The following is a 14778-nucleotide window of genomic DNA, read 5'->3' as shown; positions in this document are numbered from 1 at the left end:
AAGGGAAATAGAAAAAGGTAAGAAATTAAGACTAAAAGTCTATAAATTATTGACTGAAAGGGAAATTACAATGGAACGAATCATTCATGGAGATGTTTTATCACCAATATTGGCGTATATGCGCTTGAACGGACAACACAAGGTCATACTTGAAAGTATCCCAAGAGAAAAGGAAAATGCTCGATTTTCTATCTTGGCCTATAATCCAGTTTTTGAGATTAAGTTTGAGAATGGAGTCCTATATCAAAATGGGCAAGTGATTGATCGTGACCCCTTGGATTTTCTCTATGAGGTAACTCATAAGAGCCAGCACCATTCAGAACTACCTTTTGGTGGTGGAGCTATTGGCTTTGTTGGCTACGATATGATTTCTCTCTATGAAGAAATTGGCCAGCTCCCTGAGGATACGATTGGGACGCCAGATATGCATTTCTTCGTCTATGAGAGTTATATAGTTTTTGACCATAAGAAAGAAAAAATTCATATCATCGAGGATGCTCTCTACAGTGAACGTAGTAATGAAGAACTAGAAGTGGCTTTAGATCAGGTTTTAGAAGAGTTGAAAATCCCTGCTCCAAATGAATTTGAAGATTTGGACGTTTCTCCACTTCAGTTTAGACCACATATTGCACCTCAGAAATTTGAAGAAATGGTAGAAACAGCTCGCGACTTGATTCGCAATGGAGATATGTTCCAATGTGTGCTTAGCCAGCGCTTCTCCGCAGAGGTAACTGGAAATCCTTTTGACTTCTACAGAAATCTCCGAGTGACCAATCCGTCAAATTACCTCTACTTTTATGATTTTGGAGATTATCAAATTATCGGTGCCAGTCCTGAGAGCTTGGTTTCCGTCAAGAATGGTATAGTGACAACCAATCCAATTGCAGGTACACGTCCTAGAGGTGCCAATGACGAGGAAGATGCGGCACTTGCAAGTGATCTCCTCTCTGATGAAAAGGAAACGGCAGAACACCGAATGTTGGTGGACTTGGGACGAAATGATATCGGTAGAATTGCTGAAACAGCAAGTGTCCAAGTAACTAAGTATATGGAAGTCGAACTTTTCCGCTATGTCATGCATTTGACCAGCGTGGTTAAAGGACGTTTGTTACCAGAACTGACTGCTATGGATGCCTTGAAGGCGACTCTTCCGGCAGGAACAGTATCGGGGGCACCAAAGATTCGGGCCATGAAACGCATCTATGAACTAGAAACAGAGAAGCGAGGCGTATACGCAGGAGCTATCGGTTACTTATCAGCAACTGGAGACATGGATTTTGCCATTGCTATTCGAACCATGATTCTTAAAAATAAAAGAGCCTACGTGCAGGCTGGTGCAGGAATTGTTTATGATTCCATCGCTCAGAACGAATACCAAGAAACGATTAACAAAGCTAAATCTATGACAAGAATGGGAGAACTAAGACCATGATCTTATTGATTGACAACTATGATTCATTTACCTATAACCTAGCTCAATATATCGGGAATTTCGCAGAAGTTCAGGTTTTGAGAAATGATGATCCACATCTTTATGAACATGCTGAAAAGGCAGATGGATTAGTTTTCTCTCCTGGCCCAGGTTGGCCAGCTGATGCTGGGAAAATGGAAGAAATGATTCGTGATTTTGCAGGTAAGAAACCTATTCTGGGGATTTGTTTGGGGCACCAAGCCATCGCAGAAGTCTTTGGTGGCAAGTTGGGCTTGGCTCCTAAAGTTATGCACGGGAAACAAAGTCAGATTCGATTTGAGGCTCCATCAGTTCTCTATCAAGGGATTGAGGACAATCGTCCAGTCATGCGTTACCACAGTATTTTAATTGAAGAGATGCCAGAAGAGTTTCAAGTGACCGCTCGTTCGACAGATGACCAAGCTATTATGGGGATTCAACATAAAAACTTGCCGATTTATGGCTTGCAGTATCATCCAGAAAGTATTGGAACGCCAGATGGCTTATCTTCTATTCAGAATTTTATCGAGAAAGTTGTAAAGTGAGGAACACAAAATGAAAGAAATTATTGAAAAATTAGCCAACTTTGAAGACCTATCAAGTGTTGAAATGACAGATGTTATCGAACGCATCGTGACAGGGCGAGTAACCGAAGCACAAATCGCATCACTCCTTTTAGCACTCAAGATGAAGGGAGAAACACCTGAAGAAAGAACAGCCCTCGCTCAAGTTATGAGAGGACATGCTCAACACATTCCAACAAACATTCAAGATGCTATGGATAACTGTGGTACAGGTGGAGATAAGTCATTTAGCTTTAACATCTCAACAACTGCAGCCTTTGTCTTGGCAGGTGGTGGTATTAACATGGCCAAACATGGCAATCGTTCTATCTCTTCTAAATCTGGTTCAGCAGATGTCTTGCAAGCTTTGGGAATCAATATTGATCTCAAACCATCACAATTGGGTAAGGTATTTGACCAAACAGGAATCGTCTTTCTCTTTGCCAAAAACATGCACCCAGCCATGAAATACATCATGCCAGCTCGTTTGGAGTTGGGAATTCCAACCATCATGAATTTGACAGGACCGCTCATCCATCCAATGGTTTTGGAAACACAGCTTCTAGGAATTAGTCGTCCAGAGCTTCTGGAAAGTACTGCTCAGGTTTTGAAAAACATGGGTCGCAAACGTGCCATTGTAGTAGCTGGTCCAGAAGGGTTGGATGAAGCTGGTTTGAATGGAACTACCAGTATTGCCCTTCTTGAAAATGGTGAAATTACTTTATCAACCTTTACTCCAGAAGATTTGGGAATGGAACGCATTGCTATTGAAGACATTCGTGGAGGAAATGCTCATGAGAATGCAGCCATTCTTGTCAGTGTTCTTAATAACGAACCAAGTCCATTCTTGGAAACAACAGTCTTAAATGCAGGTCTCGGATTCTACGCCAATGGTAAAGCAGACAGTATCAAGGACGGAGTTGAATTGGCACGTCAAGTGATTGCCAGTGGTAAGGCCCTTGAAAAACTCAGACTATTACAGGAGTATCAAAGATGAGTCAGGAATTTTTATCACGTATCCTAGAGCAAAAGGCGCGTGAAGTTGAAAAGATGGAGCGAGAGGAGCTTCAATCCTTGCGTCAGACCTATCGTTTGGCAGAATTTTTGAAGAATCACCAAGACCGTTTGCAAATCATTGCTGAGGTCAAAAAGGCAAGCCCAAGTCTAGGTGATATCAATCTCGATGTGGATATCGTACAACAGGCCCAGACTTACGAGGCTAACGGCGCGGTTATGATTTCTGTTCTGACAGATGAGGTTTTCTTTAAAGGGCATTTGGATTATTTGCGGGAAATTTCTAGTCAGGTAGAGATTCCGACGCTCAACAAGGACTTTATCATCGATGAAAAGCAAATCATCCGTGCTCGCAATGCAGGTGCGACAGTTATCTTACTCATCGTAGCGGCCTTATCAGAAGAACGCCTCAAGGAACTGTATGACTACGCGACAGAACTGAGTCTAGAAGTTTTGGTGGAAACTCATAATCTTGTTGAACTGGAAGTGGCTCATAGACTTGGAGCTCAAATTATTGGTGTCAACAATCGCAATTTAACAACCTTTGAAGTCGACTTGCAGACAAGCGTAGACTTGGCCAAACACTTTAAGGATGATTGCTTCTACATTTCCGAATCTGCTATTTTTACAGAGGAGGATGCAAAACGTGTTGCACCATACTTTAACGGAATTTTAGTAGGAACAGCCCTCATGCAAGCAGAAGATGTAGCCCAGAGAATCAAGGAGTTGCAAATTGACAAAGGTTAAGATTTGTGGACTATCGAATATAGAAGCGGTAAAAACGGCTGTGTCAGCTGGAGCAGACTATATTGGTTTTGTCTTTGCTCCTAGCAAAAGACAGGTGACCTTGGAACAAGCAGCAGAGCTGGCTAAGTTTATTCCTAGCCATATTCAAAAGGTTGGAGTATTTGTTTCACCCGGTCGGGCAGAACTGTTAGAAGCGGTAGACAAAGTTGGTTTGGACTTTGTACAAGTTCACGGTCAGGTAGTAGATAAACTATTTGAAAATCTACCTTGTGGCAGCATTCAGGCTGTTCAGGTCGATGAAGGGGGGCATGTACCCAATTCGCAGGCAGATTATCTACTTTTTGATGCTCCTGTGGCAGGGAGTGGACAAACCTTTGACTGGGGGCAACTGGATACGACAGAACTGGCCCAGCCTTTCTTCATCGCAGGTGGGCTTAACGAAGACAATGTAGCAAGAGCAATTCAGCATTTCTCTCCCTATGCAGTAGATGTATCAAGCGGAGTAGAAACAGACGGACAAAAAAATCATGAAAAGATTAGAAGATTTATAGAGAGGGCAAAGAATGGCATATCAAGAACCAAATAAAGATGGATTTTACGGGAAATTCGGTGGACGTTTTGTCCCAGAAACATTGATGACAGCAGTATTGGAATTAGAAGAGGCTTATCGTGAAAGTCAGGCAGATCCAAGTTTCCAAGAGGAGTTAAACCAACTTTTGCGCCAATATGTAGGTCGTGAAACACCTCTTTACTACGCAAAAAACTTGACCCAGCATATCGGCGGAGCCAAGATTTACCTCAAACGTGAAGACCTTAACCATACAGGTGCCCACAAGATTAACAATGCCTTAGGACAAGTTCTCCTCGCTAAACGTATGGGGAAAAAGAAAATTATCGCTGAAACAGGAGCCGGTCAGCACGGTGTGGCAACTGCAACTGCTGCAGCCCTCTTTAACATGGAATGTACCATCTACATGGGTGAGGAAGATGTCAAGCGCCAGGCCCTCAATGTCTTCCGTATGGAACTTTTAGGAGCCAAGGTAGAGGCCGTAACAGATGGTTCGCGCGTGCTCAAGGATGCGGTCAATGCAGCCCTGCGTTCATGGGTGGCAAATATCGATGATACTCACTATATCCTAGGCTCTGCCTTAGGCCCTCATCCTTTCCCAGAAATCGTTCGTGACTTCCAAAGTGTTATTGGTCGAGAAGCTAAACAACAGTACCGTGACTTAACAGGTCAGGATTTGCCAGATGCCCTAGTAGCCTGTGTTGGTGGTGGTTCTAACGCTATTGGGCTCTTCCACCCATTTGTAGAAGATGAGTCTGTAGCTATGTATGGGGCTGAAGCAGCAGGACTTGGTGTGGATACAGAGCACCACGCAGCTACCTTGACCAAGGGTCGCCCAGGTGTTCTTCACGGTTCCCTTATGGATGTACTCCAAGATGCTCATGGTCAAATTTTAGAAGCCTTCTCTATCTCAGCAGGTTTGGACTATCCAGGTATCGGTCCAGAGCATTCTCACTACCATGATATCAAACGTGCGACCTATGTACCAGTGACAGACGAGGAAGCCTTGGAAGGATTCCAACTCTTGTCTCGTGTGGAAGGGATTATCCCAGCCTTAGAATCCAGTCACGCTATCGCCTTTGCAGTGAAATTGGCCAAAGAACTTGGACCAGACAAATCCATGATTGTCTGTCTATCAGGTCGTGGGGACAAGGATGTGGTTCAAGTCAAGGACCGCTTGGAAGCAGATGCAGCAAAGAAGGGAGAAGCTCATGCCTAAGACTTTAACAGAAAAATTGAACGCTATTAAAACAGCAGGAAAAGGAATTTTCGTTCCCTATATCATGGCTGGAGACCATGAAAAAGGTTTGGATGGACTTGCTGAAACAATCCACTTTTTAGAAGACTTGGGTGTGTCTGCCGTTGAGATAGGAGTTCCCTTTTCAGACCCTGTTGCAGATGGTCCTGTTATCGAAGAAGCAGGCTTGCGCAGTTTAGCCCACGGAACTTCTACCCAGGTGTTGGTTGAAACCTTGAAAACCATTGAAACAGAGGTGCCACTTGTTATCATGACCTACTTCAACCCCCTCTTTCAGTACGGTGTGGAGAAATTTGTCAGAGATCTTGCTGATACAGCGGTTAAGGGATTGATTATTCCAGACCTACCTCATGAGCACGCTAACTTTGTAGAGCCCTTTTTGGTGAATACAGACATTGCTTTGATTCCACTTGTCAGCTTGACGACAGGAATGGAGCGTCAAAAGGAACTCATTGAAGGGGCTGAAGGTTTTGTCTATGCCGTTGCTATCAATGGGGTCACAGGGAAAGCAGGAAATTACCGAGATGACTTGGACAAGCACTTGAATCAACTTCATGAGGTAGCTAACATTCCAGTATTGACAGGTTTTGGTGTATCCACACAGGCTGATGTAGAACGCTTTAATGCAGTATCAGATGGCGTTATCATCGGTTCCAAGATTGTTAAGGCTCTACATGAAGGACAAGTAGCAGAAATCGCTGACTTTATCCGAGAAGCAGTAGCTTACCAAAAATAATCATACAAGCAGCCAGTAAGAGGAAAGGCACAAAAGGAAGTCTTTCCTTTTTCTTTAGTAGGAGAAAGGCTAGGATACCGGTCGTGGAGGCAAATTGAATTAAAATCAGCATTTCAGTTAGGCTAAAAATAAGTGCACAAGAGGCCAGAAAGAGAAAATCCCCTGCACCTATGCGGATATCGATGAAGTGAGCCAAAATTCCCAAGATAAGAAAGAAAATCATAACTAGATTCCAACCACAGCAAACCATGAGGAATAAGTGAAAAATCAGCCAGACGAGCAAGGGATATTCCTGATGACGAAAGTCGTAGATGCCCAAAGTCAAGCCGGCAGTTATCAAGATGACTTGCCCAAAAGTTAAAAATCCCACAGACTCAGCTAGAAAGAGCAGTCCCAAAGACAACTCAAAGAAGGCATACCAGACAGGATAGCTTGACTTGCAATAGCGACAGCGAAAGCGATTGAATACCTGTGAGAGAAATGGAATCAAATCCAGTGATTTCAAGCGAGTCTGACAAGAATCACAGTGACTAGCAGGGAAAACAATGGATTGCTCAGGGAAACGATCAATGACCAATCCAAGAAAGGAAGCAAAAATAGCTCCAACAAGAAAAAAGTAAAGATGAATCATACTTATTTATTCGGAAAAAATAAGAGAAAGAGTATAATAGTTGGATAAAGGAGAAATTTTAGGAGCAAATATGAAAATTCACTTTGAAAAAGGACTTCAGATAGAAAATGCCCAACTCATTTGTCGCTGGTCTAATGCTTTGGGAGAAAGTTTTCAGAAGCAATGGATGGGACCAATGATTCCTTTTCCCTTGACAATTCAAGTCTTGCAAGATTTGGAAGGAATTTTTTCAATATTTGATGGACAAGAGTTTGTGGGGCTTATCCAGAAAATCAGGCTAGAAGACAGGAATCTTCATATCGGGAGATTTTTTATCAATCCTCAGAAACAGGGGCAGGGATTAGGTAGCCAGGCTTTAAGGAAATTTGTTAGTTTGGCCTTTGAAAATGAAGACATAGATACTATTTCTCTAAATGTCTACGAGGCAAATCAAACAGCTTACAATCTTTACCAAAAAGAAGGTTTTGAAATCGTTCAAATGGTTGAAGTACCTGTACGAAAATATATAATGAGAAAATCGAGGTAAGGACTAGTTGATATCTAAAACTGCACCCGTACAATTTTTGGTTTTCAAACTTGTTGCAGAGAGATTTTCTTGATAAAATAGACATATGACTAGATATAAAGCAATCATTTCCTATGATGGCTACGCTTTTGCTGGTTTTCAGCGGCAACCACACGCGCGTAGTGTCCAAGAGGAAATTGAAAAAACTTTAACCAAATTAAATAAAGGGCAGGCCATTACCATCCATGGTGCAGGGCGAACGGATAGTGGTGTTCATGCGCTAGGGCAGGTTATCCACTTTGATCTTCCCTATCAGATGGATGAGGAAAAGCTTCGCTTTGCTCTCGATACTCAAAGTCCTGAAGATATAGATGTCATTTCGATTGAGGTAGTGGCTGATGATTTTCATTGCCGTTATGCCAAGCATAGCAAGACCTACGAGTTTATCGTGGATAGAGGGCGTCCTAAAAATCCTATGAGACGTCATTATGCCACCCACTATCCCTATTCACTAGATGTGGAACGCATGCAAAAGGCTATGAAGAAATTAGAAGGAACCCATGATTTTACCGGTTTTACTGCTGCCGGAACCAGTGTGGAGGACAAGGTAAGAACGATCACGGAAGCCAGTCTTAGGGTTGACGAGACCGGTCAATTTTTGACCTTTACTTTCTCTGGCAATGGCTTCCTCTATAAGCAGATTCGAAATATGGTTGGGACCTTGCTGAAAATTGGTAATAACAGAATGCCGATAGAGCAGATTGACCTGATTTTGGAGAAAAAAGACAGACAGTTGGCAGGTCCAACTGCAGCACCCAATGGTTTGTATTTGAAGGAGATTCGTTATGAAGAATAATCGTATTTTAGCACTTTCAGGAAATGATATTTTTAGTGGTGGTGGACTAGCTGCTGACCTTGCGACCTATACTTTAAATGGTTTGCATGGTTTTGTAGCTATGACTTGCTTAACTGCTTTGACGGAAAATGGTTTTGAGGTCTTTCCGACAGATGAGACTATTTTCCAACAACAGTTGGATAGTCTGAAGAGCGTAGACTTTGTAGGGATTAAGATTGGTCTCTTACCGACTGTTGGTGTTGCTGAGAAAGCTCTTAACTTTATCAAGGAACGTAAAGGAGTTCCAGTGGTATTGGATCCAGTTCTCGTTTGTAAGGAAACGCATGATGTTGCTGTCAGCGAGCTTTGCCAAGAGTTGATTCGCTTTTTCCCTTATGTGACTGTAATTACACCCAATCTTCCTGAGGCAGAATTGCTAGCAGGCCAAAAGATTGAAACCTTGGACGATATGAAGGATGCAGCGCAGAAATTACATGACTTGGGTGCGCCAGCAGTGATTATTAAGGGTGGAAATCGCCTCAGTCAGGATAAGGCTGTGGATGTCTTTTATGATGGAGAGAACTTTACCATTCTTGAAAATCCAGTCATTCAAGGACAAAATGCTGGTGCAGGATGTACCTTTGCATCAAGCATTGCCAGCCAGTTAGTCAAGGGAGAGGAGCTCTTACCAGCAATTGAAAGTTCCAAAGCCTTTGTTTACCGTGCCATTGCACAAGCAGATCAGTATGGAGTAAGACAATATGAAGCAAACAAAAACAAGTAAAATCGCCCTAGTATCCATCCTAGCAGCTCTATCCGTAGTTTTGGGCTATTTCGTAAAAATCCCAACACCAACAGGATTTCTAACACTTTTGGATGCAGGAATATTCTTTACGGCCTTTTACTTTGGGAGTCGCGAAGGAGCTGTTGTCGGAGGATTAGCGGGATTTCTAATTGACCTGATTTCAGGTTACCCCCAGTGGATGTTCTTTAGCTTGATTTTCCATGGTTCGCAGGGATATTTGGCAGGTGTTAAAGGGAAATGGCAGTGGCTAGGATTAGTCTTGGCAACTATCATCATGGTGGCAGGTTACGCTTTTGCATCGGCTTGGATGAATGGTTGGGGAGCAGCCATACCAGAAATCGTCCCAAATCTTGTGCAAAATATCGTTGGTATGACAGTAGGCTTTCTTCTTTGTCATAGTGTGAAGAAAGCTAGATAATAGTAAAAAGAGCAATCCTCCATGGGAACTATTGAAAAAACTCTGATTTTTTGCTAAAATGAAAGCTATGAAAACACTCTACGATGTGCAACAATTTCTTAAACAGTTCGGCATTCTTGTCTATATGGGCAAACGCCTCTATGATATTGAACTAATGAAGATAGAACTTTCTCGAATCTACGATGCTGGCTTGATGGATAAGCTGGATTATCTAGAAGCGGAGGCTGTTCTTCGCAGAGAGCACAAACTAGAATTAGACTATTTAGAAAAAAATGGAGATTAGATATTATGGTAACTTGGGTATTATGGGGACTTGTAGTGGCGATGTTGGCATGGATGGGATACAACTATCTTCGTATTCGCCGTGCAGCAAAAATTGTAGACAATGCAGAGTTTGAATCTTTGATTCGTACAGGTCAGCTAATTGACTTGCGTGAGCCAGCTGACTTCCACAGAAAACATATCCTCGGAGCTCGTAATATTCCTTCAAATCAATTGAAGACAAGTCTTGCAGCTCTTCGCAAGGATAAACCTGTCCTTCTATATGAAAACCAACGTGCGCAACGTGTAACCAATGCAGCACTTTTCTTGAAAAAACAAGGTTTCTCAGAAATTTATATCCTTTCTTACGGATTGGATTCTTGGACAGGCAAGGTTAAGACCAGCTAATATTCTGTAAAAAGTTATTGAATTGTAGATAAATCTAGCTTTTTGTGATATAATTAATTTGTATTAAATTTAAGGAGTTTTTATTATGCAAGAAAAGAAAAAAGCATCACTTGTTTTAGGTATCCTATCTATCGTCCTTGGTTTGTTATCTCCAATCGTAGGTCTTGTTTTGGGTATCATTGGACTTGTTTTGGCTAATTCGCACGAAAAACAATCTGAACTAGTGTATAAAACAGAAAAAATTCTCAATATCGTAGGTATTGTCATTTCTGTACTTAACTGGATTGCAGCCATCGCAATGATTTTTAGCTAATCAAAAACAAAAAAGCTTTAGTTTTAAAGCTTTTTTGTTTTATCCACTTTTCGTTAAGTGGTTTTTAATAATTTTCAATTCCTCTTGATTCAAGAGTCGGTATTGACCTTCTGCTAGGTCAGGATCTAATAGAAAATCTCCGAACTGAACTCTTTTGAGGGCAGTGACCTTGACACCGACTGAGAGGAACATTTTCTTGACCTGATGAAATTTCCCTTCAGAGATGGTGATGGTTGCTCGGCTGATACTAGGACTTGAAGATAGAATCTCAAGCTGAGCAGGTTTACAAATAGTTCCATCAAGAAAGACAATCCCGTTTTTGAACTGCTGGATGTGATCTGGTGTGAGCAATCCGTTCACTTCAACTTGATAAGTTTTATCGACATGATATTGAGGGTGGAGAAGTTGAAAACCTAGAGGGCCATTGTTTGTTAAGAGGAGGAGCCCTGTCGTATCTCGATCTAGCCGACCGATAGCATAGAGTTGGTCTGATTGGAGGTGTTGAGGTAGTATGTCCATAACCGTTGGGAGCTTCTTGTCCTTGCTTGCTGTCACGACACCATTTGGTTTGTGAAGCATGAGATAGGTGTGCTCATATCCTTGGATTTTTCTACCCTGAAAAATCAACTCTTGTAATCCCGTATCAACATTTTGTGCAAGGGAAGTAGCAGGGACTCCATCTACTAAGATTTCTTTTTTTAGGAGAGCCTGTTTCATGGCTTTTCGACTGATTTTTTCCTGGGCTAATAAATTATCTAAACGCATACCAGCCTATCTTATCACAAGTCGGGATTTTTGAAAAGAAAAGATAAGTCATGAATTTTCTTTTGAAAACATTTACACTTACTTGAGTTAAGTCATTTGCTTAAAATTGTGGTATAATTGCTCAGTTAGAAAATAAATTTTTGAATATAACAGAGGAAATCATGACAAAATTAAGAGAAGATATCCGTAATATCGCGATTATCGCCCACGTCGACCACGGTAAAACAACACTCGTTGACGAATTATTAAAACAATCTGAAACTCTTGATGCGCGTACAGAATTAGCTGAACGTGCAATGGATTCAAACGATATTGAAAAAGAGCGTGGAATTACCATCCTTGCGAAGAATACAGCAGTTGCCTACAACGGAACTCGTATCAATATCATGGACACACCAGGACACGCGGACTTCGGTGGAGAAGTTGAACGTATCATGAAAATGGTTGACGGTGTAGTCTTGGTAGTGGATTCTTACGAAGGTACTATGCCTCAAACTCGTTTCGTATTGAAAAAAGCTTTGGAACAAGACCTTGTCCCAATCGTTGTTATCAATAAAATTGACAAACCATCAGCTCGTCCAGCAGAAGTAGTGGATGAAGTTTTGGAACTCTTCATCGAGCTTGGTGCAGATGATGATCAGCTTGACTTCCCAGTAGTCTATGCTTCAGCAATCAACGGAACATCTTCATTGTCAGATGATCCAGCCGACCAAGAAAAGACTATGGCGCCAATCTTTGATACCATTATTGACCACATTCCAGCTCCAATCGATAACTCAGATGAGCCACTTCAATTCCAAGTGTCACTCTTGGACTACAATGATTTCGTTGGTCGTATCGGTATCGGACGTGTCTTCCGTGGTACTGTTAAGGTCGGAGACCAAGTTACTCTTTCTAAACTTGATGGTACAACCAAGAACTTCCGTGTTACAAAACTCTTTGGTTTCTTTGGTTTGGAACGTCGTGAAATCCAAGAAGCTAAGGCTGGTGACTTGATTGCCGTATCAGGTATGGAAGACATCTTCGTTGGGGAAACAATCACTCCAACAGATGCAGTCGAAGCTCTTCCAGTTCTTCACATCGACGAACCTACTCTTCAAATGACCTTCTTGGTTAACAACTCACCATTTGCTGGTCGTGAAGGAAAATGGGTGACTTCTCGTAAGGTTGAAGAGCGTCTTCAAGCAGAATTGCAAACAGACGTATCTCTTCGTGTAGATCCAACAGACTCACCAGATAAATGGACAGTTTCAGGACGTGGGGAATTGCACTTGTCAATCCTCATCGAGACTATGCGTCGTGAAGGTTATGAGCTTCAAGTATCTCGTCCAGAAGTTATCGTCAAAGAAATCGATGGTGTGAAGTGTGAGCCATTTGAGCGCGTGCAAATCGACACACCAGAAGAATACCAAGGATCTGTTATCCAAAGCCTTTCTGAACGTAAGGGTGAAATGTTGGATATGATTTCAACTGGTAACGGTCAAACTCGTTTGGTCTTCCTAGTTCCTGCGCGTGGTTTGATTGGATACTCAACTGAGTTCTTGTCAATGACTCGTGGTTACGGGATCATGAACCATACCTTCGACCAATACTTGCCATTGATTCCAGGAGAAATTGGTGGACGTCACCGTGGTGCCCTTGTTTCAATCGATGCTGGTAAAGCAACAACCTACTCAATCATGTCGATCGAAGAACGTGGTACTATCTTTGTCAACCCAGGTACTGAGGTTTACGAAGGAATGATCATCGGGGAAAACTCTCGTGAAAATGACTTGACTGTTAATATCACGAAAGCAAAACAAATGACCAACGTTCGTTCCGCTACTAAGGACCAAACAGCGGTTATCAAGACTCCTCGTATCTTGACTCTTGAAGAATCACTTGAGTTCTTGAACGACGATGAGTACATGGAAGTAACGCCTGAATCTATTCGTTTGCGTAAACAAATCCTCAACAAGGCAGAGCGTGAGAAAGCAAACAAAAAGAAAAAATCAGCTGAATAAGAGCTAGAAAGAGATAAAGATGGTCTATTTAATCATAGGGATACTCTTATTACTACTCTATGTATTTGCGACACCTCAAAGTATCAAGGGGACAGTCAATGTTGTAATATTAGTCTTTGGACTTGTTGCCCTCGTAATCTTGTTGCTCTTGTCTGCCCTGCAGATTTTCCAACTTCCAGCAGAAATCTTTATTACATTGGGAATGCTGGCTCTTACTTACTTTAGTTTGAGAGATATCAGTCTCATGTCGATTCGAAAGAAGCGCGAAAATTAAATCTATTCATAACAAAAAACTTCTATCAGCAACTCAGTTGCCGATAGAAGTTTTTATTTGTTACTGTTTTTGTCAGAATAACGGTTGTAGAAATCTACTTTTATCTGGATAAAATGTTCTAATTCACGAAAGAGTTGTAGAAGCGTAGCCCGTGTCTCAAACTCTTCTCTAGTTTTAGGGAGAGATCGATTGCGAAACACCTCTAGGTAGCTCTCGATATCATTCAATAAGTCGTAGGCTGGATTGGTTTGACTCAGTTGGCTAGCTGTCTTTGAAAAGAGCTGAGCGACAATCAAACTCTCACTAGCAGCTAGTTGGCATGTGTTAATCTGTTGAGCCATATTTCTTAAGATACGCGTTTGTCTTTGCCGCATCTCAAAGTAGTGGATATGATAATCTGTCTGGTGAAAGAGATGGTCAGAGTGATCGAGGTAAACTAGCTTAAGAGCATCCTCAAGCAGTTGATCAAGTTCATTTACAAGTTGAGCCTGATTACGGCCATCTCCTCTTTTCAGATAGTAAGAAAGCCGTAGAAGAACATCTCTGAGTTTTTCTTCAACAAGCGTATGATAATGTTGAATTTCTTTTTCACGTGAAGGCATGTAGAGATTGACCAGAAGTGCAAATCCAGTACCGATTAGGAAGAGTAAGAGCTCATTCAGTAAAAGTGCTGGTGCTGTTGATTGTTGGATTAAGAGATGGCTGACCAGAACGCTACTAGGAGTGATTCCAATTTCCCAACCCAGTTTATAGGCTAGAGGAACATAGATTGCTAAGTAAAGTCCAAAACTCCAAATATGATAGCCAGTCAGTTGGAAAGCTATAACACCAACTAAGAGAGCTAGAAGAGTTGAAAAAAGACGATTGCGGGCTAGTTTGATCGTGCTTCTTCGAGTATCAGAAAGACTCAAGATAGCAATGATACCAGCTGATACAGCTGATGACAAATCAAAAAAGTAGGCTAGTAAACAGGCAAAACAGGTTGCTAGGACTAGTTTTAAAGTACGTTGTGTGATAGACATCAAATACTTCCTTGGGATAAGTGATTGAAAGTTTCAGTGGTGGGTAGGAGACAATGAGTTATTTCAATAGACTCATTGAGTAACTAATTGCTTCTTTTTGTAGTGGTTTGATTATAGTATAAATATGCTTTGAAATCAAGTCTATGTATGTTTGATGGACCTGGAATGAATACTTATGAAGCCAGACACAACTTCGTTTTGT

General features: G+C 41.7%; 19 protein-coding genes. 16 read left to right on the top strand and 3 right to left on the bottom strand.

Features of this window, described 5'->3' with window-relative positions:
- Positions 1-70: 70 nt before the first annotated feature.
- From trpE to trpA, 7 genes are read left to right on the top strand one after another with little or no spacing between them, the layout of a single operon-like run.
- A complete protein-coding gene (gene trpE / locus HMPREF2957_RS04215; RefSeq protein ID WP_070677735.1) occupies positions 71-1432 on the top strand; it encodes an anthranilate synthase component I in 1362 nt (453 codons plus the stop codon).
- Complete coding sequence (locus HMPREF2957_RS04210) at positions 1429-1995, top strand: aminodeoxychorismate/anthranilate synthase component II (RefSeq protein ID WP_070677733.1); 567 nt, start codon at positions 1429-1431, stop codon at positions 1993-1995. The genes trpE and HMPREF2957_RS04210 overlap by 4 nt, the downstream gene beginning before the upstream one ends.
- A 10-nt stretch (positions 1996-2005) precedes the next feature.
- Complete coding sequence (gene trpD / locus HMPREF2957_RS04205; protein ID WP_004251462.1) at positions 2006-3010, top strand: anthranilate phosphoribosyltransferase; 1005 nt, start codon at positions 2006-2008, stop codon at positions 3008-3010.
- On the top strand, positions 3007-3774 hold the full coding sequence (trpC, locus tag HMPREF2957_RS04200) for an indole-3-glycerol phosphate synthase TrpC (RefSeq protein ID WP_070677731.1): 768 nt from the start codon (positions 3007-3009) through the stop codon (positions 3772-3774). The genes trpD and trpC overlap by 4 nt, the downstream gene beginning before the upstream one ends.
- Positions 3761-4360 carry a phosphoribosylanthranilate isomerase gene (locus tag HMPREF2957_RS04195; protein WP_070677730.1) on the top strand — a complete coding sequence of 200 codons (600 nt, stop codon included), beginning with the start codon at positions 3761-3763 and terminating at the stop codon, positions 4358-4360. The genes trpC and HMPREF2957_RS04195 overlap by 14 nt, the downstream gene beginning before the upstream one ends.
- Positions 4338-5561, top strand: a complete 1224-nt coding sequence (trpB, locus tag HMPREF2957_RS04190) for a tryptophan synthase subunit beta (RefSeq protein WP_070677728.1) — start codon at positions 4338-4340, stop codon at positions 5559-5561. The genes HMPREF2957_RS04195 and trpB overlap by 23 nt, the downstream gene beginning before the upstream one ends.
- Positions 5554-6336, top strand: coding sequence for a tryptophan synthase subunit alpha (trpA, locus tag HMPREF2957_RS04185; RefSeq protein WP_070677726.1), 783 nt, complete (start codon positions 5554-5556; stop codon positions 6334-6336). Before trpB ends, trpA begins: the two co-directional genes overlap by 8 nt.
- Here trpA and HMPREF2957_RS04180 read toward each other — a convergent pair.
- Entirely contained in the window at positions 6305-6967 is a 663-nt protein-coding gene (locus HMPREF2957_RS04180) for a prepilin peptidase (RefSeq protein WP_070677724.1), read from the bottom strand. The genes trpA and HMPREF2957_RS04180 overlap by 32 nt on opposite strands.
- Before the next feature lie 70 nt (positions 6968-7037).
- Between HMPREF2957_RS04180 and HMPREF2957_RS04175 the strand changes: the two genes are divergently transcribed.
- From HMPREF2957_RS04175 to HMPREF2957_RS04145, 7 genes are all read left to right on the top strand, one after another.
- Positions 7038-7493, top strand: coding sequence for a GNAT family N-acetyltransferase (locus HMPREF2957_RS04175; protein WP_070677722.1), 456 nt, complete (start codon positions 7038-7040; stop codon positions 7491-7493).
- 85 nt (positions 7494-7578) lie between these two features.
- A complete protein-coding gene (truA, locus tag HMPREF2957_RS04170) occupies positions 7579-8328 on the top strand; it encodes a tRNA pseudouridine(38-40) synthase TruA (RefSeq protein WP_070677721.1) in 750 nt (249 codons plus the stop codon).
- Entirely contained in the window at positions 8318-9091 is a 774-nt protein-coding gene (locus HMPREF2957_RS04165) for a bifunctional hydroxymethylpyrimidine kinase/phosphomethylpyrimidine kinase (RefSeq protein WP_070677718.1), read from the top strand. The genes truA and HMPREF2957_RS04165 overlap by 11 nt, the downstream gene beginning before the upstream one ends.
- Positions 9069-9530, top strand: a complete 462-nt coding sequence (locus HMPREF2957_RS04160; RefSeq protein ID WP_070677715.1) for an ECF transporter S component — start codon at positions 9069-9071, stop codon at positions 9528-9530. Before HMPREF2957_RS04165 ends, HMPREF2957_RS04160 begins: the two co-directional genes overlap by 23 nt.
- Before the next feature lie 58 nt (positions 9531-9588).
- Positions 9589-9813 (top strand): YqgQ family protein, encoded by a 225-nt coding sequence (locus tag HMPREF2957_RS04155; RefSeq protein ID WP_024053574.1) that lies wholly within the window; start codon positions 9589-9591, stop codon positions 9811-9813.
- A gap of 5 nt (positions 9814-9818) precedes the next feature.
- Complete coding sequence (locus HMPREF2957_RS04150) at positions 9819-10199, top strand: rhodanese-like domain-containing protein (RefSeq protein ID WP_004251440.1); 381 nt, start codon at positions 9819-9821, stop codon at positions 10197-10199.
- 85 nt (positions 10200-10284) lie between these two features.
- Entirely contained in the window at positions 10285-10512 is a 228-nt protein-coding gene (locus HMPREF2957_RS04145; RefSeq protein WP_070677712.1) for a hypothetical protein, read from the top strand.
- Positions 10513-10551: 39 nt separating this feature from the next.
- Here the strand turns inward: HMPREF2957_RS04145 and HMPREF2957_RS04140 are convergent, their stop codons facing one another.
- Positions 10552-11277 carry a pseudouridine synthase gene (locus HMPREF2957_RS04140; RefSeq protein ID WP_070677710.1) on the bottom strand — a complete coding sequence of 242 codons (726 nt, stop codon included), beginning with the start codon at positions 11275-11277 and terminating at the stop codon, positions 10552-10554.
- Between the two features lie 161 nt (positions 11278-11438).
- On the opposite strand from HMPREF2957_RS04140, the gene typA reads away from it, so the two are divergent.
- Positions 11439-13280, top strand: a complete 1842-nt coding sequence (typA, locus tag HMPREF2957_RS04135; protein ID WP_004251427.1) for a translational GTPase TypA — start codon at positions 11439-11441, stop codon at positions 13278-13280.
- 19 nt (positions 13281-13299) lie between these two features.
- Complete coding sequence (locus HMPREF2957_RS04130) at positions 13300-13554, top strand: DUF3165 family protein (protein WP_004251425.1); 255 nt, start codon at positions 13300-13302, stop codon at positions 13552-13554.
- A gap of 53 nt (positions 13555-13607) precedes the next feature.
- Here the strand turns inward: HMPREF2957_RS04130 and HMPREF2957_RS04125 are convergent, their stop codons facing one another.
- Positions 13608-14576, bottom strand: coding sequence for an aromatic acid exporter family protein (locus HMPREF2957_RS04125; RefSeq protein ID WP_070677709.1), 969 nt, complete (start codon positions 14574-14576; stop codon positions 13608-13610).
- Positions 14577-14778: the final 202 nt, after the last annotated feature.

The organism is Streptococcus sp. HMSC062D07 (assembly GCF_001814215.1).
GTDB classification, from domain to species: domain Bacteria; phylum Bacillota; class Bacilli; order Lactobacillales; family Streptococcaceae; genus Streptococcus; species Streptococcus infantis_I.
Note: the sequence above shows the minus strand (reverse complement) of the source record. Positions and strands in the feature narration are given on the sequence as shown.